The sequence below is a fragment of the Microbispora sp. H10670 genome (assembly GCF_014161385.1).
GTDB classification, from domain to species: domain Bacteria; phylum Actinomycetota; class Actinomycetes; order Streptosporangiales; family Streptosporangiaceae; genus Microbispora; species Microbispora triticiradicis.
The window spans coordinates 546,729-569,261 of record NZ_JABBWW010000001.1 but is presented as its reverse complement, the minus strand read 5'-3'; the positions used below and the strand labels follow the sequence as shown (position 1 = coordinate 569,261).

At 69.2% G+C, this 22,533-nt stretch carries 21 protein-coding genes; 10 read left to right on the top strand and 11 right to left on the bottom strand.

From position 1 onward, the window contains the following. Nucleotides 1–15: 15 nt before the first annotated feature. The 4 genes from HHX33_RS02725 to HHX33_RS35540 all read right to left on the bottom strand — a co-directional run bounded on the left by HHX33_RS02725 (nucleotide 16) and on the right by HHX33_RS35540 (nucleotide 5,537). A complete protein-coding gene (locus tag HHX33_RS02725) occupies nucleotides 16–1,797 on the bottom strand; it encodes a GAF domain-containing protein (RefSeq protein WP_182873126.1) in 1,782 nt (593 codons plus the stop codon). 77 nt (nucleotides 1,798–1,874) lie between these two features. After that, nucleotides 1,875–2,381, bottom strand: a complete 507-nt coding sequence (locus tag HHX33_RS02720; protein ID WP_259402115.1) for a hypothetical protein — start codon at nucleotides 2,379–2,381, stop codon at nucleotides 1,875–1,877. 329 nt (nucleotides 2,382–2,710) lie between these two features. After that, nucleotides 2,711–4,087, bottom strand: coding sequence for a PHB depolymerase family esterase (locus tag HHX33_RS02715; RefSeq protein ID WP_182873125.1), 1,377 nt, complete (start codon nucleotides 4,085–4,087; stop codon nucleotides 2,711–2,713). 142 nt (nucleotides 4,088–4,229) lie between these two features. After that, entirely contained in the window at nucleotides 4,230–5,537 is a 1,308-nt protein-coding gene (locus tag HHX33_RS35540) for a ricin-type beta-trefoil lectin domain protein (protein WP_310741178.1), read from the bottom strand. 841 nt (nucleotides 5,538–6,378) lie between these two features. Here HHX33_RS35540 and HHX33_RS02705 point away from each other — a divergent pair. Continuing rightward, nucleotides 6,379–6,684 (top strand): hypothetical protein, encoded by a 306-nt coding sequence (locus HHX33_RS02705; protein WP_111697479.1) that lies wholly within the window; start codon nucleotides 6,379–6,381, stop codon nucleotides 6,682–6,684. A gap of 240 nt (nucleotides 6,685–6,924) precedes the next feature. Here HHX33_RS02705 and HHX33_RS02700 read toward each other — a convergent pair whose 3' ends face one another. Next, the gene (locus HHX33_RS02700; RefSeq protein ID WP_182873124.1) at nucleotides 6,925–7,368 is read right to left on the bottom strand and encodes a hypothetical protein; all 444 of its coding nucleotides are present in this window, start codon (nucleotides 7,366–7,368) and stop codon (nucleotides 6,925–6,927) included. An 804-nt stretch (nucleotides 7,369–8,172) separates the two neighbouring features. Between HHX33_RS02700 and HHX33_RS02695 the strand changes: the two genes are divergently transcribed. The 3 genes from HHX33_RS02695 (at nucleotide 8,173) to HHX33_RS02685 (ending at nucleotide 11,333) form a co-directional block, all read left to right on the top strand. Then, a complete protein-coding gene (locus tag HHX33_RS02695) occupies nucleotides 8,173–9,450 on the top strand; it encodes an ABC transporter substrate-binding protein (protein WP_182873123.1) in 1,278 nt (425 codons plus the stop codon). A gap of 73 nt (nucleotides 9,451–9,523) precedes the next feature. Then, a complete protein-coding gene (locus HHX33_RS02690) occupies nucleotides 9,524–10,480 on the top strand; it encodes a carbohydrate ABC transporter permease (RefSeq protein ID WP_182873122.1) in 957 nt (318 codons plus the stop codon). Between the two features lie 10 nt (nucleotides 10,481–10,490). Next, nucleotides 10,491–11,333: a carbohydrate ABC transporter permease gene (locus tag HHX33_RS02685; RefSeq protein ID WP_182873121.1), complete on the top strand. Its 843-nt coding sequence runs from the start codon at nucleotides 10,491–10,493 to the stop codon at nucleotides 11,331–11,333. A 30-nt stretch (nucleotides 11,334–11,363) separates the two neighbouring features. On the opposite strand, the gene HHX33_RS02680 is transcribed toward HHX33_RS02685, so the two are convergent. Further along, the gene (locus HHX33_RS02680; RefSeq protein ID WP_182873120.1) at nucleotides 11,364–11,906 is read right to left on the bottom strand and encodes a TIGR03086 family metal-binding protein; all 543 of its coding nucleotides are present in this window, start codon (nucleotides 11,904–11,906) and stop codon (nucleotides 11,364–11,366) included. Here HHX33_RS02680 and HHX33_RS02675 point away from each other — a divergent pair. Beyond that, nucleotides 11,905–12,732: a helix-turn-helix domain-containing protein gene (locus HHX33_RS02675; protein WP_182873119.1), complete on the top strand. Its 828-nt coding sequence runs from the start codon at nucleotides 11,905–11,907 to the stop codon at nucleotides 12,730–12,732. The genes HHX33_RS02680 and HHX33_RS02675 overlap by 2 nt on opposite strands. Nucleotides 12,733–12,871: 139 nt before the next feature. Here HHX33_RS02675 and HHX33_RS02670 read toward each other — a convergent pair whose 3' ends face one another. From HHX33_RS02670 to HHX33_RS02660, 3 genes are all read right to left on the bottom strand, one after another. After that, the gene (locus HHX33_RS02670; RefSeq protein ID WP_182873118.1) at nucleotides 12,872–13,402 is read right to left on the bottom strand and encodes an RICIN domain-containing protein; all 531 of its coding nucleotides are present in this window, start codon (nucleotides 13,400–13,402) and stop codon (nucleotides 12,872–12,874) included. A gap of 182 nt (nucleotides 13,403–13,584) precedes the next feature. After that, the gene (locus HHX33_RS02665; RefSeq protein WP_182873324.1) at nucleotides 13,585–14,496 is read right to left on the bottom strand and encodes a MerR family transcriptional regulator; all 912 of its coding nucleotides are present in this window, start codon (nucleotides 14,494–14,496) and stop codon (nucleotides 13,585–13,587) included. Nucleotides 14,497–14,727: 231 nt separating this feature from the next. Next, a complete protein-coding gene (locus HHX33_RS02660; RefSeq protein WP_182873117.1) occupies nucleotides 14,728–15,567 on the bottom strand; it encodes an SMP-30/gluconolactonase/LRE family protein in 840 nt (279 codons plus the stop codon). Nucleotides 15,568–15,779: 212 nt separating this feature from the next. Here HHX33_RS02660 and HHX33_RS02655 point away from each other — a divergent pair, with 212 nt between their 5' ends. Beyond that, nucleotides 15,780–17,009 carry a cytochrome P450 family protein gene (locus HHX33_RS02655; RefSeq protein ID WP_182873116.1) on the top strand — a complete coding sequence of 410 codons (1,230 nt, stop codon included), beginning with the start codon at nucleotides 15,780–15,782 and terminating at the stop codon, nucleotides 17,007–17,009. Nucleotides 17,010–17,095: 86 nt separating this feature from the next. On the opposite strand, the gene HHX33_RS02650 is transcribed toward HHX33_RS02655, so the two are convergent. Continuing rightward, on the bottom strand, nucleotides 17,096–18,880 hold the full coding sequence (locus HHX33_RS02650; RefSeq protein ID WP_182873115.1) for a glycoside hydrolase family 27 protein: 1,785 nt from the start codon (nucleotides 18,878–18,880) through the stop codon (nucleotides 17,096–17,098). 329 nt (nucleotides 18,881–19,209) lie between these two features. Here HHX33_RS02650 and HHX33_RS02645 point away from each other — a divergent pair, with 329 nt between their 5' ends. Together HHX33_RS02645 and HHX33_RS02640 are read left to right on the top strand one after the other, a co-directional pair. After that, nucleotides 19,210–19,911: a helix-turn-helix domain-containing protein gene (locus HHX33_RS02645; RefSeq protein WP_182873114.1), complete on the top strand. Its 702-nt coding sequence runs from the start codon at nucleotides 19,210–19,212 to the stop codon at nucleotides 19,909–19,911. A 108-nt stretch (nucleotides 19,912–20,019) separates the two neighbouring features. Further along, the gene (locus HHX33_RS02640; RefSeq protein ID WP_182873113.1) at nucleotides 20,020–20,568 is read left to right on the top strand and encodes a dihydrofolate reductase family protein; all 549 of its coding nucleotides are present in this window, start codon (nucleotides 20,020–20,022) and stop codon (nucleotides 20,566–20,568) included. 124 nt (nucleotides 20,569–20,692) lie between these two features. Here HHX33_RS02640 and HHX33_RS02635 read toward each other — a convergent pair whose 3' ends face one another. Then, entirely contained in the window at nucleotides 20,693–21,139 is a 447-nt protein-coding gene (locus tag HHX33_RS02635; protein ID WP_111697492.1) for an Lrp/AsnC family transcriptional regulator, read from the bottom strand. Nucleotides 21,140–21,231: 92 nt separating this feature from the next. On the opposite strand from HHX33_RS02635, the gene HHX33_RS02630 reads away from it, so the two are divergent. Continuing rightward, nucleotides 21,232–22,083, top strand: coding sequence for an LLM class flavin-dependent oxidoreductase (locus tag HHX33_RS02630; protein ID WP_111697493.1), 852 nt, complete (start codon nucleotides 21,232–21,234; stop codon nucleotides 22,081–22,083). Next, complete coding sequence (locus tag HHX33_RS02625; RefSeq protein WP_111697494.1) at nucleotides 22,080–22,505, top strand: nucleoside deaminase; 426 nt, start codon at nucleotides 22,080–22,082, stop codon at nucleotides 22,503–22,505. The genes HHX33_RS02630 and HHX33_RS02625 overlap by 4 nt, the downstream gene beginning before the upstream one ends. Nucleotides 22,506–22,533: the final 28 nt, after the last annotated feature.

Below are 22,533 nucleotides of genomic sequence, written 5' to 3'. Positions count from 1 at the left end.
GCCGCCCGGCGCCGGTCATCCGCTCAGGGGAATGGTCCATTCCAGGCGGGTGCCGCCGCCGGGCGGCGCGGTGAGGGCGAAGGACCCGCCGAGCCGTTCGGCGCGGTCGGCGAGGTTGCGCAGGCCGCTGTGGCGGCCCTCGGCGGAGACGCCGACGCCGTTGTCCTCCACCACGAGCGTCAGCCGCTCGCCGGTGGCGTCGAGGGTCACGTCGGCACGCGAGGCCCTGGCGTGGCGGACGATGTTCGACAGGGCCTCGCGCAGCACGGCGAGCAGGTGTTCGGCCGCCTGCGCAGGCACCCGGCTGTCGAGATGGCCCTCCAGGCTCAGGCCCGGCATGAAGCCCAGGTGCCCCCGGGCGCTCTCGACCAGGTCCACCACCTGGGCCCGCAGGCTGGGAGAGCTGTCCTCGCGCGGCGTCTGCAGGGCGAAGATGGTCGAGCGGATCTGCCGGATGGTGGTGTCCAGTTCGTCGATCGCGGTCTGGAGGCGGGAGGAGGCCTCGGGGCGTTCGACCAGCCGCACCGTGCTCATCAGGGTCATCGCGACGGCGAACAGCCGCTGGATGACCACGTCGTGCAGGTCCTTGGCGATGCGGTCGCGGTCTTCGAGCAGGCCGAGCCGCTCGGCGTCCCTGCGGGTGTCGGCGAGCTCCAGCGCGACGGCCGCCTGCCCGGCGAAGGCGTGCAGCATGCGCAGCTCCGACCGGCTGAAGGGCATCCGCCCGGCGCGCTTCACCAGGGCGAGCACGCCGCGGACCGCGCCGGGCGCGCCGAGCGGCACCGCCGCCACCGGCCCCACGGGAGCGTCGATCTCCCAGGCGAGCGTCTCCTCGTCCGCGCCGTCGTCGTCGAGCATCAGCGGCTCGCCGCTGAGGAAGGCCCGCCCGGCCAGCGAGCCCGTGATCGGCACCCGCCCGTCGTACGCGGAGCCGGCCGGGCCGGCCTGGTCTCCCCGCTCCTTCCCGTCGGCGGGGTCGCGGGGATCGCCGTCGGGGTCGGCCGGGTCCGCGGAACCGGTGCGCTCCAGGGCCAGGTGCAGGGAGTCGCTGCCGGCGCGGGGCAGCAGGATCGCGACGCCGTCGGCGGCGCTCATCTGGTGGGCCCGGTGCGCGATGAGGGTGAGCACCTCCTGCGGCTCGGCGCCGGAGAGCAGACGGGTGGTGATCTCGGCGGACGCCTGCAGCCAGGTCTCCCGGCGGCGGCTCTCCTCGTACAGGCGGGCGTTCTCGATGGCCACTCCGGCGGCGGTGGCCAGGGCGACCACGATCGCCTCGTCGTCCTCGTCGAACTGCCCGCCGCCGCGCTTCTCGGTCAGGTAGAGGTTGCCGAACACCTCGTCGCGGACCCGGATCGGCACCCCGAGGAAGCCGCCCATCGGCGGATGGCCGGGTGGGAAGCCGTACGACTCGGGGTGCTGGGAGATGTCGGCCAGGCGCAGCGTCCGCGGTTGCTTGATCAACAGGCCGAGCAGGCCGAGACCGTGCGGCCAGTGCTCGATCCGGGCGATCTCCTCCTCGCTCAGCCCGACGGGGACGAACTGCACCAGGGTGTTGTCCTCGCCGATCACGCCCATCGCACCGTAGGTGGCGTCCACCAGAGTGGCGGCGGTGGCCACGATGCGGCGCAGCACGATCTCCAGGTCGAGGTCGCTGCCGATCGAGACCACCGCCTCCAGCAGCGCGTGGACGCGGTCGCGGGTGGCCAGCACCGCTTCGAGGCGTGACTGCAACTCGGCCAGCAGGTCGTCCAGTCGCATGCTCGGAATCAGCGACCGGGACAGCTCGTGGTCGGTCATAGGGGGCAGTCTCGCATCGAGGACAGGCCGATGCCCACTCCCAGGGGGCGGGGAGTGGGCATCGGAGCCGGAGAGTCTCACCTGAGGATCGGGAAGCGGCGCACGAGCGGGGTGGCGGCCCACCGTCCGCCGAGGCCGAACGTCTCGCCGGCCCGGGTCAGCGCCAGGCCCGCGAGGACGATGGCGTAGACGATGTGCTCGTCCATGAAGGGGTTGGTGGTCAGCGGGAGTTCGGCGGCCCACATCATCAGCAGGAGGAGCCCGCCGGTGGTGGCGGCGACGCGCATGCCCACGCCGAGGACGAGGGCGGCGCCGATGCCGGCGAGGCCGGTCATGAACAGCCAGTCGACCCAGGCCTGGCCGGCGAGGGCGCCGAACAGGCCGCCGAAGGTCCTGTCGGCGGTGCCCTTCAGGAAGCCGGTGGTCGGGCTGCCGCCGTTGATCCACGCCTTGGCGGCGGGGGTGGCGAAGCCCCAGCCGAACAGCTTGTCGAGGAAGGCCCACAGGAACACCCAGCCGACGGCGACGCGGGCGGCGGCCCAGACGTACCTGGCCGGGTCCGTGCCGGTCGTCGTGCCGGTCATCTGGGGAGCGGGGGGAGCGGCGGGAAGGAGGGGGGCCTTCTGGTGCCGCCCTTCGGTGATGGCCATGACCGGCCCCTTTCAACTGCGGTGGTCGCGTTCTTTACGTTCCAAGAACACCGCATCACCGCATCGGCGGCGCAGAGCCGTACGGCACCCTCCGGTCACTCCGAAGTCCCGTGGTCGCGGGACCTTCGGCCCTCCCGGAACATGCGCAGGGCCGCGCGGGACCGGGGGGTGACCAATCCACCCCGGTCCCGCGCGGCCCCGCAGCGCACTCTCGACGTGCGTCTACCCAAGGGGTCCGACGTCATGCACGAGGGCGTGCTTCGTTATCTGTTCCAGGTCCACTTCTGGTTGGTGCCGCCGTGGCAGCTGTAGAGCTGGAGCTTGGTGCCGTTGGCGGTGGCGGCTCCGGCGGCGTCGATGCACAGGCCGGACTGGACGCCGGTGATGCTGCCGTCGGAGTTGACGCGCCACTTCTGGTTGGTGCCGCCGTGGCAGGCGTAGATCTGGATCTTGGCGCCGTTGCCGGTGCCGCCGGCGTCGAGGCACTTGTTGCCGTAGACGCGGATCTCACTGGCCGAGGTGGACGACCAGGTCTGGTTGTTCTGGCCGTTGCAGTCCCACAGCTGCACCTGGGTGCCGTCGGTCTGGCTGGCGCCGGTCACGTCCACGCAGCGGCCGGAGGCCACACCCTTGATCGGCCCGCTGCCCCCGCCGGAGGTCGGGGTCGCCGACGGCGTCATCGTCGGTGTCACGGTGGGGGTGACGGTCGGCGTGGCGGACGGGGAGGTGCTCGGCGCGTCGAGGCCGAAGAACCGGATCGCGTAGATCCCCATGCCCTGGTGCGGCAGGTCGTGACCAGCGCCGGAGATGGTGTACGCCTCGACCTGACCCGAGCCGAAGCGCCGCCGGGTCCAGCCGGACTGCGGGGTGTCAGTGGAGGCGGGCGTCTGGCTGATGCCCCACACGTTCGTCCACTGGTCGACCTCCTCCTGCAGCATGCTGTAGTTCAGCACCGAGTCGTTGGTGCCGTGCCACGCCTGCACCCGCGGCCGGGGCCCGGTGTAGCCCGGGTAGGCGTTGCGGGCCAGGTCACCCCACTGCTGCGGCGTCTTGTCGCCGCACCCGGCCGGGCCGAGGCAGCCGTAGGGGACGCCCGAGAACGGCGCGCCGGCCTTGAACACGTCGGGGTAGGTGGCGAGCAGGTTGTTGGTCTCCATCGCGCCCGAGGAGAAGCCGGTGGCGAACACCCGCTCCGGGTCGCCGTTGTAGCGCTGCTGGACGTAGTTCACCATCGACACGATCGAGCCCGGGTCGCTGCCGCCGCCGTGGCGCAGCGACTCGTTCGACCACACGTCGAAGCAGTTCGACATGCCGTTGGCGCTCTTGTTCGCCTGGGGATAGATGACGACGAAGCCGTACCTGTCGGCGAGCGAGGCGAACTCGGTGCCCTGGTAGAAGCCCTGCGCCCAGCCGTTGCAGCCGTGCATCGCCACCAGGATCCCCGGCCTGGCCGCCACGTTGTTGGGGACGTACAGGAACATCCGGATGTTGCCGGGGTTGGAGCCGAAGTTCGTCACCTCTGTCAGCGTCGCCGCCGACGCTCCCGGCACCGGTCCCACGAGCATGGACAGCGCCGTGACCACCGCCGTGAGCGCGGCGGCGAGGGCGGTGCCGACGAGTTTCCTGAGATGTCGTCTCATCGTTCTGCTCTTTCTGAGGGGTTCTTTCGGGGGTTCTTGCGGGAGTTTTCAGGGGTTCTTCAGGAGGTCGTCCGGGGGAATCGTCCGAAGGGCCCCGGCGCGGCGGGCACGCCGCACCGGGGGGATCCCTCCGCATCCGGGACTATCTGCTCCAGGTCCACTTCTGGTTGGTGCCGCCGTGGCAGCTGTAGAGCTGGAGCTTGGTGCCGTTGGCGGTGGCGGCTCCGGCGGCGTCGATGCACAGGCCGGACTGGACGCCGGTGATGCTGCCGTCGGAGTTGACGCGCCACTTCTGGTTGGTGCCGCCGTGGCAGGCGTAGATCTGGATCTTGGCGCCGTTGCCGGTGCCGCCGGCGTCGAGGCACTTGTTGCCGTAGACGCGGATCTCACTGGCCGAGGTGGACGACCAGGTCTGGTTGTTCTGGCCGTTGCAGTCCCAGATCTGCACCTGGGTGCCGTCGGTCTGGCTGGCGCCGGTCACGTCCACGCAGCGGCCGGAGGCCACACCCTTGATCGGCCCACTACCGCCACCGGAGGTCGGAGTCACGGTCGGGCTGGCGGACGGGCTGTTGCTGGGTGAGGGGGACGGGGAGGGGGACGGGTCGCCGCCGAGGGTGAGGTTCTTCTGCTGGACCTGCCATTGGGTGTTGCACAGGCCGCAGTTGGCGCCGACGAAGTTGGTGCCGGCGGTGGTGTCGTTCTTCAGCCGCCATTTGAGGTAGAGCACCGCGACGCGGCCGAATTCGCCGCCGTTGGTCTGGGTGTAGGTGCCGCCGTGTCCGACGTTGAGGTTGCCCATGAACGCGGGCAGCCCTGCCGGGAGTTTGCCCCAGTCGTCGATGGCGTTGGGGTAGGCGATGTCGCTGGGCCCGCCGATGAAGTAGGCGATGGGCTTGGTGAGCCGGCGGAGCTGGTAGTCGTCGGAGTCGTTGAGCAGGCCGCTGCTGAAGATGGTGGTCGTGGTGATACGGGAGTCGTTGGAGACGGCGTAGGCTTCCAGCCCTCCGCAGGACCAGCCTCCTACCGCGATTTTGGCGGTGTCGAGTTTGCCGTTGTATTTGCTGCCCTGGCGGCTGTTTTCGGCGACCGCCCAGTCGATGGACTGGGTGAGCATCTGGGATGTGGTCGAGCCGGAGCCGTTGGGGCTGCCGCTGGCGATGACCAGGAATCCGTGGGAGGCGATCTCGCGGAGGAAGGGCAGCTGGTCTAGGCCGTTGGCCGAGCAGCCGCCGTTGCCCCACACGAAGATGGGCATCTTCTCCGACGGGAGGGTTCCGGGGCGGTAGATGGTGTGGTTGGGCAGGCTGGTGGAGGTTTCGTAGTCGGCCGGGTAGGGGCCCGAGCCGCCGACCGCTGCGGCGGCCGGTGTCGTGGTGAGTGCCACCGTTGCGGCGCAGAGCGGGGCGACCGCGGCCGCCAGTGCCACGCTGATGATCGAGCGTTTTCTCACTTCGCCCTCCGAAGGTGTCACGACGGCAGACCGATAGGGCGGGCCGTCGGCTGCACAATGCGCTCCTGTCAGGCGGAACAGGCCGATGAGAGCAATGTGCAGTTACTATCACCGCGGTCATGAAAAGTGTCAATCGATCGCAGTCGGTGCGCTGAGCGGTGCACGCGCAGATCGCAAAAACCCCCACCCACTCCGAGCCGAACGCCGAGCGCCCGATCACATAAACGTTCGGAACGGGCGCCCGCCCGCCGCCGGGGGAATGGGCCGCTGGGGGCGGCTGCGGTGCAGGTCACGATGCCTGACCGGCCTGGTGCTCGGGTGGGATCCGCGGCGCCCGGCGACCCGGCGGGAAGCCGGCGCACCGCCCGGTTACGAGACGAGCCCCGGCGGCCGGGCAGTCGCCCGGGTGGGTGAAAGTTTCTTGCGACCGTCCCCGAGGGCCGGGACCGAGACACCGTTCTCCGACGCCTGGAAGTGGGTGATCCAGGACACGGCGTCCGGCCAGTACGGGGTCGCCTGGATGAGCCGCACCACAACGCCCTCGCCGAACGAACTCCGGGCCTGCGCACGCGGCCCCTCGTACCTGCGTTCCGCATATTCGGTGGTTCTGGAGGTCTCGGTGAGTTCAACCCCGATTTCCTGAAGGCCGTTTATCTGGATGGCTGTGCCCGGCTGGAAACAATTCGGTGGATGGTTCCCCCGGAGTGCCTTCGATTATGTGCTCCACCGTGAGGACAACGGCCGCCAGATTATTGTGACCAATTGGTTAATATCGCCGCCATATCGATCTGCGCTAAATCTCTGTTGATCGATCAAATGCCCGTCCCTGGTAAGGAGAAGCATGCGAAAAGTCACTTGGCTCCGCCGGCTCGGCCTCGTCTCAGCGGTGGTGGCGGCCGGCCTGGCAACCACGTCCGTGGCCGCGCACGCCGACGGCTATGACACTCCCCGCAGCGCCACTGCTGATGGGGCGGGCAGCACCTACGCGGCCGGGTTGGCGTCGGCCGAGCAGCGGGCCCGGCAGGCCGTTCTCGCGGTCGGCCACGACTGCACCCCTGGTACCTATTACACGTATATGATCTATTCCTCTCCAGGTGGCGGCACATGGGTCTTCCGGTCCACCCACTACGCGGTGTGCGTGGACTGATCAAGTTTTTCAGCGGATCGGCCTCCGCCTGGGCCGCCGGGGCAGGGTAGCCCGGCTGCCCTCGGCGGAGGCCGTTCCGCGGTAGGTAGGAAATGGCCACGGCAGCCACACGAACGGTCCGGTGAGCCGGTGCCTGCCCAGAAGTGGCTCAGCGAGAGAGCGCACGTCCGGCTGTCACCCTGGGCTGACCGTCCCAGTCGCGTACGCAGTGTGGCGGTGGGCCCGCGGCTTTCCGGACGCTCAGTTGTAGGGGTTGTCGTAGGTCACGGATTTGGTGCGGCTGTTGTACGTGTTGCCGGGGTAGAACCAGCCGCCCGTCACGTACAAGGTGACGTTCCTGAGGGTGGTGGAGTGGGTGTATTCACCGTCGTAGAGGAACAGGTACACCTGGCACCCGGAGGGAGCGGTCGCCGTGCCTGTCTGGGCCGGATAGAGGTAGGTGCTGCCGTTGACCGCGACGTAGAAGTTCGGCTGGGGGTAGGACCCGCTCCCCCAGCACAGCCGGAGCGAATACCTGAACTTCGTGTTTCCGTCGTCGAAGGCCAGCGTGCCGGTCAGCTGGGCAAGCGTGATCGACGGTCCGGAGTTCGAGCTGACCGAAAGGAAGACGGTCTGGTCCGGGCCGTAGGCGGCGTGCGCGGGAGCGACTGGCATCAGGATCGCCGCGAGTGTTGCGATGACCATGGCGACAGAGCTGACCGCACTACGTGCTTTCGAACGTGCCAATTCCAACCTCACCTCTTTCATGATGACGGTGGAGCACACAGGAGATTATTCTCGGGGCCTCCAGGCGTCCAGGCGGCCAATTGAGAACACTGATTCGGCCCGGCGTTAACCTATTTCCAAGGCGGCTCTCTCGACGGTGGGCCAGGTATGTCACCAGGTCGGGGACCGGTCCTGCGGAGCCGTAATACCGGCATGACGAGTGAGATTTTCATTCCACTCAGAAGCGGTCGGCTCCGGCGGCGGAGACGGCTGCTGAGCGGCGAGGTCTCGGCCAGCCGTGATCACCGAGGCCGGAGGGCCGGCCGTCGCGCCGAGGAACCGGCCCAGCACCGCCGCGACCTCCCCCGAGGGCGGACCATGCGTGTACAGCGGCGGCAGCCCCTCGGTGACGGGCGAGCTGCGTCCCGAAACATAAAACGGGCAGGCCGATAGTTTCAGACACATGACCGTCAGAATATTGACGGTCAGGTTGGCAGGGGCCTACTGTCCCGGAGAAACGATCGACGTGACGTCGCCGAAACTTTCGAGCTGCCAAGAGTGAGGTCAGAAGGCTCTGCAGGTAAGACACCAGGTCGGCATGGCGGTGCTGGACCTGCCCGGCACCCGCGGTCCGGAGCCTGAAGTAGCACGGCATCGTCGCCGTCCTACGTCTCAGGCACGCAGCGGGACCGAAACGTAGGAGATGCCCGGCGAGCGCAGCGCATCCTCTCGCACCAGGCCGTACGTCACATCCCTGACCACAGCAAGCGAAAAGAGGTCGCCGTGAAGTTCCGCAACGTCTCAGCGGTCGTGTTCGCCGCTACCGCGGCCCTCAGCATGGCAGCGTGCTCAGGCTCGTCGTCCGGGACTTCCTCCGGCGGGTCGGACGCCTCGTCGTTCGAGTTCTGGTCGTTCACCGGGATCGACGCGAAGGGGTCCGCCGCCGAGTACAAGGCGAAGAGGCCGGACATCCAGATCAAGCTGACCGAGGTGGGCAACGCGCAGGAGACGGCGCAGGCGCTCACGACGGCGCTGGCCGGCGGCAAGGTGCCCGACCTGGTGCTGATCCAGGGCGACGACCTGCCCAAGTTCGTCCAGCAGCCGCAGAACTTCGTCGACCTGCGCACGATGGGCGCAGACAAGATCAAGGGTGACTACCTCGACTGGGTGATCAGCCAGCCCACGGCCAAGGACGGTTCGATCATCGGCATCCCGACCGACGTCGGCGGCATGGCCATCGCCTACCGCGCCGACCTGTTCAAGAAGGCCGGGCTGCCGACGGACCGTGAGGAGGTCAGCAAGCTCTGGCCCACCTGGGACGCCTTCATCGAGACCGGCAAGAAGTACACGGCGGCCACCGGCAAGGCGTTCGTCGACAACGCCGGCGGGAGTGTGTACTCGCAGGTGGTCAACCAGGGGCAGGAGAAGTACTACGACCCCGCGGGCAATCTGGTGTACGAACGGAGCCCCCAGGTCAAGGCCGCCTTCGACCTGGCGCTCAAGGCCGTGGCCGCCGGGATCACCGCCAAGCAGAGCACCTTCACCGAGGGCTGGAGCGCCGCGATGAAGAGGGGCGACTTCGCCGTCATCGCCGCACCGGTCTGGATGCTCGGCTCCATCCGCGACAACGCCCCCGACACCAAGGGCAAGTGGGACATCGCCACGATCCCCGGCGGCTCGGGCAACTGGGGCGGCAGCTTCCTCGCCATCCCCAAGGGCGCCAAGAACCCGAAGGCCGCCTGGGACTACATCGCCGCCACACAGTCGCCGCAGGGCCAGCTCGACCACTTCTCGAAGGCCAGGTCGCTGCCCGCGACCCCGTCGGTCTACAAGGACCCGAAGCTCACCTCGGCGAAGGACGAGTTCTTCACCGGCGCGCCGATCGGCACGATCTACACCAACTCGCTGCTCGGCCTGAAGCCGTTCCTCATCGGGCCGGACAGCACCACGATCGGCACGGAGTTCACGAACGCCATCACCAACGTCGAGCAGGGCAAGGGTGATCCCGCGAAGGCGTGGGACGCGGCGGTGACCAACATCAAGAACGCGATCGGCGGCTAGGACTTTTCACGAGCGCCACCGGCGCCGGGCCGTTCCCACGGCGCGGCGCCGGCGGCGGGGAAGCGAGCAGACCGTGACGACGAGCATCACCCCCACCACGGCGGGCTTGCCCCCCGCCCCGCCGGTGGAGGCGGCGCGGCGCGGTTTCACCGAGATCATCGCCCCATACGCCTACATCGCCCCGTTCTTCGCGCTCTTCGCGGTGTTCGGTCTCATCCCGCTGTTGTTCACCTTCTACGTGGCGCTGTTCGACTGGAACCCGATCGGCGAGCATGTGTTCGTCGGCCTGGACAACTTCGACCGGCTGCTCGGGGACGTGCGGTTCTGGAACGCGGCCCGCAACACCGTGAGCATCTGGCTGCTGTCCACCGTGCCGCAGTTGCTGGTCGCGCTGGTGCTCGCGCATCTGCTCAACCACGCGCGGCTGCGCCTCGCGGTGTTCTTCCGCATGACGATGCTCGTGCCGTACATCACCTCGGTGGCCGCCACCGCCATCGTGTTCGTCCAGATGTTCGACCGCGACTACGGGTTGCTGAACTGGCTGCTCGGCCTGGTGGGCGTCGAGCACATCGACTTCACCCAGTCGGTGACGGGCAGCCATGTGCTGATCGCGGTGATGGTGACCTGGCGGTGGTTCGGCTACACGACGCTCCTCTACCTGGCTTCCCTGCAGGCCGTTCCCCGGGCGATCTACGAGGCGGCCGCCGTCGACGGGGCCGGAGATGTGCGGCAGTTCCTGCACATCTCCCTCCCCGCGTTGCGGCCGGTCATCGTGTTCACGATCGTGACCTCGACGATCGGCGGGCTGCAGATCTTCACCGAGGCCCTGCTCGTGAACCGCGGCGCGGCCAACACCTGCGGGCCGATCCGTCAGTGCCAGACGCTCACTCTCTTCCTGTTCGAGCAGGGGTTCATCCAGTTCAAGTTCGGTTACGCCGCGGCGATCGGCGTGGCGCTGTTCGTGATGGTCGTCGGGCTCGCCGGCCTCAACTACTTCCTGTCCACCCGGATCCGCCCGGTCAAGGGCTGAGGGGGCGATCATGAGCATGACGAGACCACGCTCCGGCGATCGTGTCCGATGGTGGACCTACGCGCTGCTCGCGCTCGCCGCCTTCGCCTGCCTGTTCCCTCTGTACTGGATGTTCATCGTCGCCACCACCGACACGGCGACGGCGACGACGCTGCCGCCCGAGATCGTGCCGGGCGGCAACTTCTTCCGTCTCGCCGGTCTGGTGTTCTCGACCGTGCCGTTCGTCCGGTCGGTCGTCAACAGCCTGGTCGTGGCCGGGACGATCGGCGTGGGCCAGGCGGTGCTGTGCGCGCTGGCGGGCTTCGCGTTCGCCAAACTGCGCTTCCGTGGCCGCGACGCGCTGTTCCTGCTCGTCGTCCTGACGATGACCGTGCCGACCCAGCTCGCCATCGTCCCCCAGTACATGATCACCTCGTGGCTGGGCTGGGTGGACACGCTCCAGGCGCTGATCGTCCCCGGCCTGGCCAACGCCTTCGGCATCTTCTGGATGCGCCAGCACATATCGTCCGCCATCAGCGACGAGATCCTCCAGGCGGCCCGCATCGACGGGGCGTCGACCTGGCAGATCTTCTGGCGCGTCGCGTTCCCGCTGGTGCGTCCCGCCGCCTTCGTGCTCGGCCTGCTGGGCTTCGTCACCGCGTGGAACGACTTCCTGTGGCCGTTCGTGGTGCTGAAGTCGCCGGAGATGTACACCGTTCAGATCGCGATCAAGGCGCTGCAGAACAGCTTCAACATCGACCTCGGGCTCGCCATGTCCGGTTCCTTCCTCGCCACCCTCCCGCTGCTCGTCCTGTTCGTCTTCGTCGGGCGGCGCATGGTGGCCGGGATCATGGACGGCGCCTTCAAGGGCTGAGGCCGCCGCCGGTCACCGGGCTCCGGCGGCTCACGCTGTCCAGGCCGGATCCCGCCCGATGACGCCGAGCAGGCGGTCGAACGGCGGGGCGTCGTCCGGCACGGGCACCGGCGGCCCGAAGGCGCCGCGTTGCCTGCCCATCTCCACCATCCGGTCGGTGAAGTGCAGCGCCCGCGGGACGGCCTCGGGGTCCGGCTCGTACTCCTGATCGGTCGCTCTGGCCAGGTCCCAGCCGTGCACGACCATGTCGACGAGGTACATGTGGCCCAGCGTGGTCATCGGCAGGCCCATGGCGGGGCTGGTCCCCTCCCACACTCCGGGTCGCGACCAGGCGGCCAGCGTGGCCTTCGCTCTCTCGGGGAAGTCGCCCGCGTAAGGCCCCTGCTCGACGCGCGGCCCGTTGCGAGCCAGCGACTCGAACAACGCCGCCACCCACTCGAGGTGGCTGATCAGGTCCTTGACGTCGAACTTCGCGCATGGCGTGGACAACCCGAGCTGCTCCTGCCGCACCGCGCGTACCAACTCCGCGGTCCGTTCGGTGGCCCGCGTCATCAGCGGCATCATGTCTTCCATGGCGACCACCCTGCCCCGCCTGCCCGCAGGGCGGCTTGTAGAAACGCGACAGCGCGGCTGGGTCGATCCGTACGCGGGGCTCGACGCCTTCGATTTCGTCCGGCAGGCGCCATCGCCCGGGATCGCGCCGTACGTGGACCATTTCTGGGTCGTGACGTGGACCGGCCTCGCCGAGCCGTACGAGCAGCGCATCGTCTCGCACCCGACCGTGAACATGACGATCGCCCGGGACTTCCGCCGGATCGCGGGAGTGATCAGAGGCGGGTTCTCCTACACGATGCAGGGCGGTGGCCGGGTGCTCGGCACGCGCTTCCGCCCGGGTGGCTTCCGGCCGTTCCTCGGTGGTCCGGTGTCCCGGCTGACCGGCCGGTTCGTGGAGATCAGCGAGATGTACGGCGCGGCCGGCGCGACCCTGGTCGAGCAGGTCCTGGCCGAGCCTGACGCCCAGGCCGCCATCGCGCTCGTCGAGGCGTTCCTGCTGAGCCTCGAACCGGATCAGGATCCGCTGTCGGAAGAGGTCGCCGCACTGACGGCGATGGTGGAGAACGACGTGTCCGTGACCAGGGTCGACGAGTTGGCCGCCAGATCGGGGCGATCGGTGCGCTCGCTGCAGAGGCTGTTCCGGGACTATGTCGGCATCGGCCCCAAGTGGGTGATCCGCCGATTCCGGCTCCACGAGGCCGCGGAGAGGGTCTACCAGGGCCTCGACCTCGCCACGCTGGCCGCCGAGCTCGGCTACACCGATCAGGCTCACCTGACCCGGGACTTCACCGCTGCCGTCGGCATTCCTCCCGCGGCCTACGCCCGGCTCAGAGGCCGGGCCTGATCCTCGTAGCGTGGTTCGCGCGGGAGCGGAGGGTGTGGCGGCGCTCGCGCGCCGCCACACCGCTGCCGTGCTGCCGACGCCCTGCTGCGGGCAGGAGGTCACGCGGGATCGGACCGATCGACGGTCCCGGACTTCGCGCTCAGAGGAGGGTGTCCCTGACCGCGATCTGACCGTTGTCGATCACGAACTTCTGGTTGTTGTTGGGCAGGCACTGCCACAGGTAGACCGGCGAGAGGTTGGCGCGGCTGTTGGTGACGTCCAGGCAGATGCGGTTGCCCGAGTTGAGAGTGGACTTGAGGATGATCAGGCCCCTCTGGACGACCCAGAGCTGGTTGGCGTTTCCGAGGCACTGCCACTGGTACACCCGGGTGCCGTTGGCGCGGTTGTTGGAGGCGTCCAGACACATCTCCCGCCCCGTGCCGATGGTGTCCTCGACCTTGATGAGGCCGTCCTGGAAGACGAACTTCTGGTTGGGGTTGTTGTCCTGGCACTGCCACAGATACATCTGCGTACCGTTGCCGCGGCCGTTGCTCAGGTCGACGCACGCCGGGGTGCCGACCAGGGCCGTGCGGTCGGCGTGCGGGTCGGCGGAGGCCGAGGCGGGCAGAGTGGTGACCGCACCCACGGCGGCGGAGATGGCGGCGACGGCCAGCAGACGGCGAGCGAGCATGGTTTGCCTCCCGAGGAAGTTGATCGAGTCGCAAGCACCATGTCACTACTCCGTGTCACTGATCAATTACCTGACGTGCGTGTCCTGTCCTGCGGCGAAACCCCGGACGGTCGGAGACGGCGGTGCCGGCAGGCGAGATCCACCGCTCTGACCCGGCACCGGTGGGCATGCGGGCGGGCGGCTCAGCCGTGGGCGCGCAGAGCGGCGATCAGCCAGGTGAAGGCGGGTACGGCCGACGGAGAGGGCTCATGTCCGTTGAGCACGGCTATCAGGTGCCAATAGCGCTCCACCCGGGCGTCGGCGACGGTCTCAAGCCACCGAAGCAGCTCGGTGCGTTCGCCGGCCGGCATGTCGGGCTTGATGATGCGATGGAGAACCGACCGGCCTTCGACCGAGTCCGGTGTGATCGATGCGGCTATCGCCCGGTTGGCGTGCTCCAGGGTCGGTGACCGGAGCTCATAGCCGTAGCGAGACGTCACCGATGAGGCACCGGCCAGCGCGATCCGCCGGAGCCGTTGCCGGAAGTCCTCGCCGGCGACCAGGTCGGCCAACTCGATCCAGGCGTCGACCTGGTCCGGCGCCGGATCGTCCGGCAACTCATCGGGCAGCTCCCGCATCCAATCGGCGATCACCTTGGCGTCGTCGTCCAGCGGGATATCCGAGAACGTGTTCTCGATGAACTCGTCGATGACCTGCTGCCGCTGCGCGGCGGACAGACGGGCGAGTCTGTGCGTCATCATCGTCTCCTCGGTTGTGCCGCCCCGCGCTGCGATCGCGCGGAGTACGGCGCGGCGAAGCTTCAGAGCCCTGATCTCCGCGTCCAGCGCTCGGGCGTGTACCTCGGCCACCTCCGCCACCGTGGTTTGGTGCGCGAGGATCTTCCGGACGGCCTCCAGCCCGATACCGAGGTCGCGCAGGGCGTGGACCAGGTCGAACCGGGCCACGGCGGCGGCGTCGTAGAGGCGGTACCCGCCGGCCGAGCGGCCCGTGGGGACTATCAGGCCGCCGTCGGACCAGAAGCGTATGGTGTGCACAGAAAGACCGGTACGCCGAGCGATTTGGCCTACGGTGTAGAACCCCGTTCCGTCACTCACAAGGACGAGCCTGCACCTTCGAGTCACTCGAAACTCAAGCTGGAATTCGTCCTCGGCGCATCCGCCAGGAACAGGGAATGAGCTGAGCCGTGCCGACTTCGATGGTCGTACGAGGATGACGTCCCCGGTCACGCGGCATGGAGCCTGACCGTCGTCCGGGGGTAGGAGCCCGCTCCACCACCGCCTGAGCGCAGAAGCCAGGGTGCTTGTGCCCGTCGTTGTGCCGGGGGGTCACCGCCAGGCTGCGCCGGGGACTTCGACCTGGGTCGAGAGCACCTGGCCGGTTCCGGGTGGCACCATCTCGGGCATGCGCCACTCGGCCGCCAGGATGAACAGGGTCTTTCCGTCATCGCCGCCGAGCGCGCAGGCGAAGCATCCCCGGTCGACGTCGACGGTCTGCAGGACCTCTCCGCCCTCCCGGACCCGGACGCAGCGCCTGTTGCCGACGTCGGCGTACCAGACGGCGCCCTCGGCGTCGACGCAGATGCCGTCGGGGTGGTCCTCGCCGGTATCGGCCCAGACCCGGCGGCCCGCCAGGCCGCCGTCGGCCTCGATGTCGAAGGCGGTGAGCCGGTTGCCGTACGAGTCGGCGACGATCAGCGTCGAGCCGTCCCGCGTCACGGCCATGCCGTTGGGAAAGGCGATGTCGCCGGCGACCTGCCGGGCCGCACCGCCGGGGCTGACGTGCACGACGGACCCGGGGGCGAACGCCCCGCCGCCGGCCATGTCGAAGCCGATCCGGTTGACGTAGGTGTTGCCGCGGCCGTCGACGACGATCTCGTTCCAGCCGCGCCCGAGACCGGTGAGGTCCGTCTCGGCCACCAGGGAGCCGTCGGGTTCCCGTCGTAGCAGCAGCCCCCGCGCGGAGTCGAGGATCATCAGCCGCCCGTCCGCTCGCCACTCCGTGCAGAGGGGGAGCGAGTCCACCCGGGCCACCACTTCGTGCTTGCCGTCGAGATCGAGCTCGATCACCTCGTGCGCGGTCCAGTCGGAGAAGTAGAGGCGGCCGTCGTGCCAGCGTGGCGACTCGACCAGCCCGAGACCGGTGAGCCACGTACGCAGTTCCGGCATTGACGGCTCCCTCCGCGATGTCCGCTCCGCCGCTGGGCGACGACTCTCAGGGACGGTACGCGATCCCTACGACAGTTTCCGGGGCACCGCCGGCACCGAGAAGACACCGGGAAGACACCGGGAAGACACCGCGACCGCTTCCCACAGGTGTCACACATGGCCGGGCCGCCCGGTCGATGATGAGTATCCACAGCGCGATAAGGAGAAGTCACATGCCCGAGCTCCTCCCGTTCGTCATCGATCCCACCGGCGCCGACCGGCACGCCGAGTACCGGGCCCTGCGGGCTCGCGGCCCGGCCACTCCGGTGGACATCCTCGGCCTGCGCGCCTGGGCGGTCACCGACCCCGCCGTTCTCCGGACTCTTCTCACCAGCCCCGACGTCTCGAAGGACGGCCGTGCGCACTACCCGGCCTTCCAGGAGACGGCCGGCACGTGGCCGCTCGCCCTGTGGATACTGGTGGAGAACATGTTCACCGCGTACGGCGCGGATCACCGCAGGTTACGCCGGATGATCTCACCCGCGTTCAGCGCACGCCGCATCGCCGAGCTGAAGCCGATCATCCGGTCCATCGTCACCGGGCTGGTCGACGACCTCGCCGCGCTGCCCGCCGGCCAGGTGGTGGACCTGCGGGAGCGACTGGCGTTACCGCTGCCCATCGCGGTGATCGGCCACCTGATGGGCGTGCCGGAGGACCAGCGCGGCGGGTTCCGGCAGATCGTCGACCGGGTCTTCGACAGCACGCTCACGCCCGAGCAGGCCCAGGCCAACACCGTGCGTCTCTACGAGCACATCGACCAGTTGATCGCGACCAAGCGCGCCGACCCCGGCGACGACCTGACCTCCTTCCTCATCGCCGCGCGTGACGAGGAGTCGGACGGCTCCGGATTCACCGACCAGGAGTTGCGCGACACGCTGGGCCTGATGATCAACGCGGGGTACGAGACGACCGTCAACGTCATCGACCAGGCCGTCTTCGCGATGCTGACGTCACCGGAACAGCTCCGTCTCGTCCGGACCGGCGAGGCCGCCTGGGAGGACGTGGTGGAGGAGACCCTTCGCCACGAGCCCGCCGTCAAGTACCTCCCGCTGCGCTTCGCCGTCACCGATCTCCGGCTGCCGGACGGCCAGGTCATCTCCGCGGGAGAGCCGATCCTCGCGGCGTACGGGGCCGCCAACCGGCACCCGGGGTGGCACGGGCCGGACGCCGACGCCTTCGACGTCACCCGCCGGGTCAAGGACCACCTGGCGTTCGGATACGGCGTGCACTTCTGCCTCGGCGCGCCCCTGGCCCGGCTGGAGGTCGCGGAGGCCCTGCGTCAGCTTTTCGAGCGTTTCCCCGCCATGTCACTCGCGGTGCCGGCCGCCGAGTTGCGGCCGCTGCCCACCCTCATCAGCAACGGGCACAGGGCACTCCCCGTACGCCTGCGCGCCGCCGGATAGCCCGGCACAAGGGACACCCTGCCGTACGCCTTCGCCGGGACGGGGTCGTCTCCGGCGAAGGCGCGTCACCGCGTCACCCGCGTCGTTCAGACGCGGGTCCACTTCTGGTTGTTCTGGCCGTTGCACGACCAGATCTGCACCTTGGTGCCGTTGGCGGTGCCGCTGCCGGACACGTCCAGGCACTTGCTCGCGCCGACGGCGGTGATGGTGCCGTCGGAGTTGAGGCGCCACTTCTGGTTGTTCTGGCCGTTGCAGTCCCAGATGATCACTGCGGTGCCGTCGGCGGTGCCGGCGTTGTTGACGTCCAGGCACTTGCTGCCGTACACGCGCAGTTCACCGGCGCTGGTGGAGGTCCACTTCTGGTTGTTCTGGCCGTTGCAGTCCCAGATCAGCACTGTGGCGCCGTTCGACTGCGAGGCGCCGTTGACATCCAGGCAGCGGCCCGACGCCACACCCCTGATCGAACCCGTGGCCGGAGGCGTGGCGGTGGGCGTGGATGTGGGGGTGGCCGTAGGAGTAGCCGTGGGTGAGGCGGTGGTGCCGGTGACGGTGAGCAGGACCGCCTCGCGGGCGGGCACCGTGGTGGCGTAGCTGCTGGTGAAGGTCCCGGCGTCGGTCCCCGTCCACAGGTTCCGTACGGTGGCCGCCCCGCTCAGGCCGAGGTCCGACCAGCGGACGGTCATGGACGCGGACGAGGTGGTCCGGTTGAGCAGGAGCACGGCCCGGCGGCCGGTGCCGGAGAGCACCTTGCTGTAGACCTGGCGTCCGCTCTGGTCCTCGGCGACCTTCACGCCCTGCCGTCCGAGCGGGTCCTGGTCGACCGCGAGCACCTCCCGGTTGGTGAGGATCGCCCGGGTCTCCGCGCTCATCGTGGCGAGGTTGTTGCCGGCCAGCAGCGGCGCCCCGGAGATCGCCCACAGGCCCATGTGCGTACGGTTCTGCGCGGCGGAGAAGCCGTTCATGCCGACGATGAGCATGTCGGGGTCGTTGTAGTGGCCGGGGCTCTGCGCGTTCGGGTGCTGGGCGGAGTCGAAGTTGGCCAGCATCCGGTCCATCGAGGCGTTCTCGCCCCAGTAGATGATGTCCCCGCTGGTGCGCCACATGGTGGAGATGGCCGGCGCCCAGTCCCACGGGCTCTGGGCGCCCCAGTTGCAGACCGACAGCACCAGCGGCCGTCCGGTCTGCGCGGTGGCGCGGTCGATCGCGGCGCTGATCGCCTGGTAGGCGGTGCGGGCGTTGAGCCCTTCGGCTTGGCCGCCGCACCAGTCGACCTTCACGAAGTCGAAGCCCCAGCGGGAGAACTGCAGGAAGTCCTGGTCGTAGTGGCCCTCGCTGCCGCTGTTCGGGGCGGCCGGGCGGCCGGTCGGGTAGTAGTAACCGCAGCCGTTGCGGCCGGCGTCGGTGTAGATGCCCGCCTTGAGGCCCTTGCTGTGGATGTAGTCGGCGATCGCCTTCATCCCGCCGGGCCACTCGGCGGTGTCGACCGTGATGTTGCCGGAGGAGTCCCGCGTCCCCTGCCACCAGCCCTCGTCGATGTTGACGTACTCGTAGCCGGCGTCCTTCATCCCCGAGGACACCATCGCGTCCACCTGGGCCTTGATCACGTTGTAGTTGATCTGGGCGGCGAAGGTGTTCCAGGAGGCCCAGCCCAAGGGAGGCGTCGCCACGGCCGCGACGGCCGCGGCCGGCATGGCGACCGTTCGCGCCACGCCGTCCGGGACGGCCCATCCCGCCGACGCCAGGGCGAGGACCACGACCTGTACGGCGACGAGCAGTCGCGACAGGGGCCGGGTGAGAAACGGCGCCGGGGCCGGGTGACCATTCCCGGCGTCGTCGGAACGGCGTCGCCGTACGGGTCCGCGTTGTCGCATCGTGCCTCCTCGTCTCTGAGGTGCTCGTGCCGGTGCGGCTCGGCGAGTGGGAAGCGCGGCGTTCCACTCACTCCGCGGCTGACCGGGTGAGCCAGAGTTCGGTCGGGTGTTAGCGTTAACATTTCCGTGCCGGCACCTTCCCCCGATGGAGAGGCAGGTGGTGGTGGTGCCGAAGGGAGCGAATACGACATCTCAGGGGCCGTCAAGTCTCCTGCCGCCCTCCCCGCCCGGCTCCCTGCTGCGGCGTCCCCGCCGCCCCGCCGGGGGTGAAACGTTCATGTGCGGTAAGCTCCCGGCGCCGTCGGTGACAGGACAAGGGGGAAGGCGAGATGGCTCTGGAGATCGAGAGCCGGCCGTCCGACTCGCCGTACATCGAGCGGGTGTGGCGGAGCACCAGCCAGGACGTCAGCGAGATGACGTCCGTGGCGACGGCGCACTGGGACCTGGTCTTCTGGGAACACCGCGGGCAGGTCAGCGTGTCCGTGCAGGGGCCGGAGACGAGGGCGGCACGGGCCTCCGTGCCCGAGGACGCGACGTTCTTCGGGATCGTCTTCGCGCTCGGCACCTCGATGCCGCATCTTCCGGCGAACCGCCTCGTCGACGCCTCGGCGGAGATACCCGACGCGACCCGCAGGACGTTCCACCTCAAGGGGTCCGCCTGGTGCCTTCCGGACTACGACAACGCCGAGATGTTCGTGCGCCGCATGGTCCGCGAGGACGTCCTGGCCTGTGACCCGGTCGTCGCCGCGGTGCTCGGCGGCGCGTCGCCGGACCTGTCGGAGCGCACCCTCCAGCGGCGCTTCCTCGCGGCGACCGGCCTCACCCGCGGCACGGTCCGGCAGATCGAGCGTGCCCGGCGGGCGGCCGTGCTGATCCGGGAGGGCGTGCCCGCGACCGAGGTGGTCCACCGGCTCGGCTACTTCGACCAGCCGCATCTGGCGAGGTCACTGGCCCGTTACGTCGGGCAGACCGCCACGCGGTTGGGCGAGCGCGATCCGGTGGAGCCGCTGTCGCTTCTGTACAAGACCTGATTGCCGACGCTCTTCTAATCTTCCCTTCGCGGCCGGCGTGACGGCGAAGGGTCGCGCGGCCGGCGTGAACGGGGCGCCGCCGAGGAAGAGGAAAAGGGGAGCAGAGCAATGGCGAAGATCGTTTCGAGTTTCTTCATCTCGCTGGACGGCGTGGTCGAGTCGCCGGACCAGTGGCACTTCCCGTACTGGAGCGACGAGATGGGCGCCGTCGTCCAGGCGGGCATGCAGAACGCCGCGGGCTTCCTGATGGGCCGCAGGCTGTACGACGAGTGGTCCGCCTACTGGACGACCACCGACCAGGACCCCGAGGTGGCGGCGGCGTTCAACAACGCCCGCAAGTGGGTCGTGTCGAACACCCTGGAGAAGGCGGACTGGTCCAACACGACCCTCGTCTCCGGTGACGTCGCGGGCAGGCTGCGCGAGCTCAAGGAACAGACCACCGAAGGCGACATCCAGATGTCCGGCAGCGCGACGACCGTGCGATGGCTGCTGGCCAACGGGCTGCTCGACGAGCTGCACCTGCTGGTCCACCCGATCGTCGTCGGCCGCGGCCACCGGCTCTTCGAGGACACCCCGACGCACAAGCTGAAGCTGGTCGGCTCCGAGACGTTCAAGACCGGGGTGCTGCACCTGTCCTACATCCCCGACGCCGGCTGACCGCCGTCCGCCGATCGGTGCCCGCCGCACGCGCCGCCGTGGAGCGGATCTTTTGATCAGGGCGGCGCGCCGCAGACGGCCCGGGGTGTCCGTCGCGCCGGACTCGCCCGCCGCTGTGCCGTTTTCAGGTGGCGTGCGGGCCGCGGTACTGGAGCGTCTCGCTGTAGACGATGTTGGTGGTGGTGCTGCCGAACCGCGCCAGCTCGTCCACGACCTTCTCCAGGTGGGCCATGGAGGTGGCCGCGACCTTGAGCGTGTAGCAGTCATCGCCGGTGGTGCGCAGGCACTCCAGGATCTCCATGCGCTCGCCCAGCAGCCGGTGCAGCGGCTCGTGCCTGCTGCCCGGATACTTGAGCCGCACCACGGCGAGCACGGCGTATCCGGCCTGCCCCAGATCGACGACGGCGCGGTAACCCCTGATGACGCCGACCGCCTCCAGCCGGCGCACCCGCTCGGTCGTCGCGGAGGCGCTCAGGCTCACCCGCCGGGCCAGCTCGGTGAGCGGTACGCGGCCGTCGCGTTGCAGCTCGGCGAGGATGGACCAGTCCGTCGCGTCAAGACTCTCGGCCATTCGCCGAATCTACCGGGGAATCCACGGCGGAACCACCGTCAAGCAGGGAATTCTTCCTTCCCGATGGCGTGGCCGCACAATAGCCTGGACCGGTGAAACTAGGTGTCAACGTCCCGAACTTCGGGCCGGGCACCCGGCCGGACGTGCTGCGCGGCTGGGCGGAGACGGCGGAGGATCTCGGGTTCGACCTGCTCATGGTCTCCGATCACGTCGTCGTGACCCCCGATGTCGCCGGGCAGTATCCGGCGCCGTTCTACGAGCCGTTCACCACGCTGTCCTGGCTGGCCGGGATCACCACGAGGATCGGGCTCGGCACCACCGTGCTCATCGTGCCCTACCGGCACCCGCTGCTCACGGCCCGGATTGCGGCCAACCTCCAGCAGCTCAGCGGAGGCCGCCTGACCCTCGGGGTGGGCGTGGGCTGGGCGCGGCAGGAGTTCGAGGCGCTCGGCGTGCCGTACGAGCGGCGCGGCGCGCTGACCGACGAGCACCTGCGGGCGATCCGCCGGGCGTGGCGGGACGAGGAGGACTACCGGGCCGGGCACATCCCGATCTGGATCGGCGGCGGCAGCGACGCCGCCCTCCGCAGGGCGGTGCTCCTCGGCGACGCGTGGCACCCGCTGCGCTTCACCCTCCCGTGGCTGGACGAGCGGATGGACCGGCTGGCCGCCATCGCGGCGGGCCTGGGGCGTCCCGCCCCCGCGTTCGCCCCGCGCATCCTGCTGCGGCTCACCGACACCCCCGTGAAGGGCGCGGAACGCCGGGCCGGCGAGGGCACCGTCGGCCAGGTCCTCGACGACCTGGAACGGCTGCGCCTCCTCGGCGCCGAGACTGTCCTGCTCGATCCCTTCCGCGGGGACCCCGATGAGACAAACCATCCGGAGGCGGCTTGGCGCATGCTCGCGACGGTGGCCGCCGCCCGTACGAGAACGGAGCACCCGTGACACCGGACGAAGAAAACCTCCTCCGCAGGGCGATCGAGTTGGCCGCGGCGGCCCGGGAGGATGGGAACCCGCCGTTCGGCTCGCTGCTCGTGGGCCCGGACGGCGGCGTCCTCGCCGAGGAGTGCAACACCTCGCTCACGGATTCGGACATCACCGCCCATCCGGAGTTGAAGCTCGCGCGCTGGGCCGCCCGCGAGCTCGACCCCGCCACCGCGGCCGGCACGACCATGTTCACGAGCTGCCAGCCGTGTGGCATGTGCGCGGGGGCCATCGAGCGCTCCGGGCTCGGCCGTGTCGTCTTCGCGCTCTCCACCGAGCAACTCGGCACGCTGAAGCCGCCGACCGGCCCGTCGTCCTTCCGTCAGGAGGGGCCGGCGTTGTTCGACGAGGCGCGGGTCCCCGTCGAGGGCTACTACACCTGACGCTTTTCGGTGACGCTTCGATAGCGTC

Excerpts from the sequence above, each read along its gene's own strand:
- HHX33_RS02725 (WP_182873126.1), bottom strand. The coding sequence starts at position 1,797 with ATGACCGACCACGAGCTGTCCCGGTCGCTGATTCCGAGCATGCGACTG.
- HHX33_RS02720 (WP_259402115.1), bottom strand. The coding sequence starts at position 2,381 with ATGACCGGCACGACGACCGGCACGGACCCGGCCAGGTACGTCTGGGCC.
- HHX33_RS02715 (WP_182873125.1), bottom strand. The coding sequence starts at position 4,087 with ATGAGACGACATCTCAGGAAACTCGTCGGCACCGCCCTCGCCGCCGCG.
- HHX33_RS02705 (WP_111697479.1), top strand. The coding sequence starts at position 6,379 with ATGCGAAAAGTCACTTGGCTCCGCCGGCTCGGCCTCGTCTCAGCGGTG.
- HHX33_RS02700 (WP_182873124.1), bottom strand. The coding sequence starts at position 7,368 with ATGGTCATCGCAACACTCGCGGCGATCCTGATGCCAGTCGCTCCCGCG.
- HHX33_RS02685 (WP_182873121.1), top strand. The coding sequence starts at position 10,491 with ATGAGCATGACGAGACCACGCTCCGGCGATCGTGTCCGATGGTGGACC.
- HHX33_RS02675 (WP_182873119.1), top strand. The coding sequence starts at position 11,905 with ATGGCGACCACCCTGCCCCGCCTGCCCGCAGGGCGGCTTGTAGAAACG.
- HHX33_RS02680 (WP_182873120.1), bottom strand. The coding sequence starts at position 11,906 with ATGGAAGACATGATGCCGCTGATGACGCGGGCCACCGAACGGACCGCG.
- HHX33_RS02670 (WP_182873118.1), bottom strand. The coding sequence starts at position 13,402 with ATGCTCGCTCGCCGTCTGCTGGCCGTCGCCGCCATCTCCGCCGCCGTG.
- HHX33_RS02660 (WP_182873117.1), bottom strand. The coding sequence starts at position 15,567 with ATGCCGGAACTGCGTACGTGGCTCACCGGTCTCGGGCTGGTCGAGTCG.
- HHX33_RS02655 (WP_182873116.1), top strand. The coding sequence starts at position 15,780 with ATGCCCGAGCTCCTCCCGTTCGTCATCGATCCCACCGGCGCCGACCGG.
- HHX33_RS02650 (WP_182873115.1), bottom strand. The coding sequence starts at position 18,880 with ATGCGACAACGCGGACCCGTACGGCGACGCCGTTCCGACGACGCCGGG.
- HHX33_RS02645 (WP_182873114.1), top strand. The coding sequence starts at position 19,210 with ATGGCTCTGGAGATCGAGAGCCGGCCGTCCGACTCGCCGTACATCGAG.
- HHX33_RS02640 (WP_182873113.1), top strand. The coding sequence starts at position 20,020 with ATGGCGAAGATCGTTTCGAGTTTCTTCATCTCGCTGGACGGCGTGGTC.
- HHX33_RS02635 (WP_111697492.1), bottom strand. The coding sequence starts at position 21,139 with ATGGCCGAGAGTCTTGACGCGACGGACTGGTCCATCCTCGCCGAGCTG.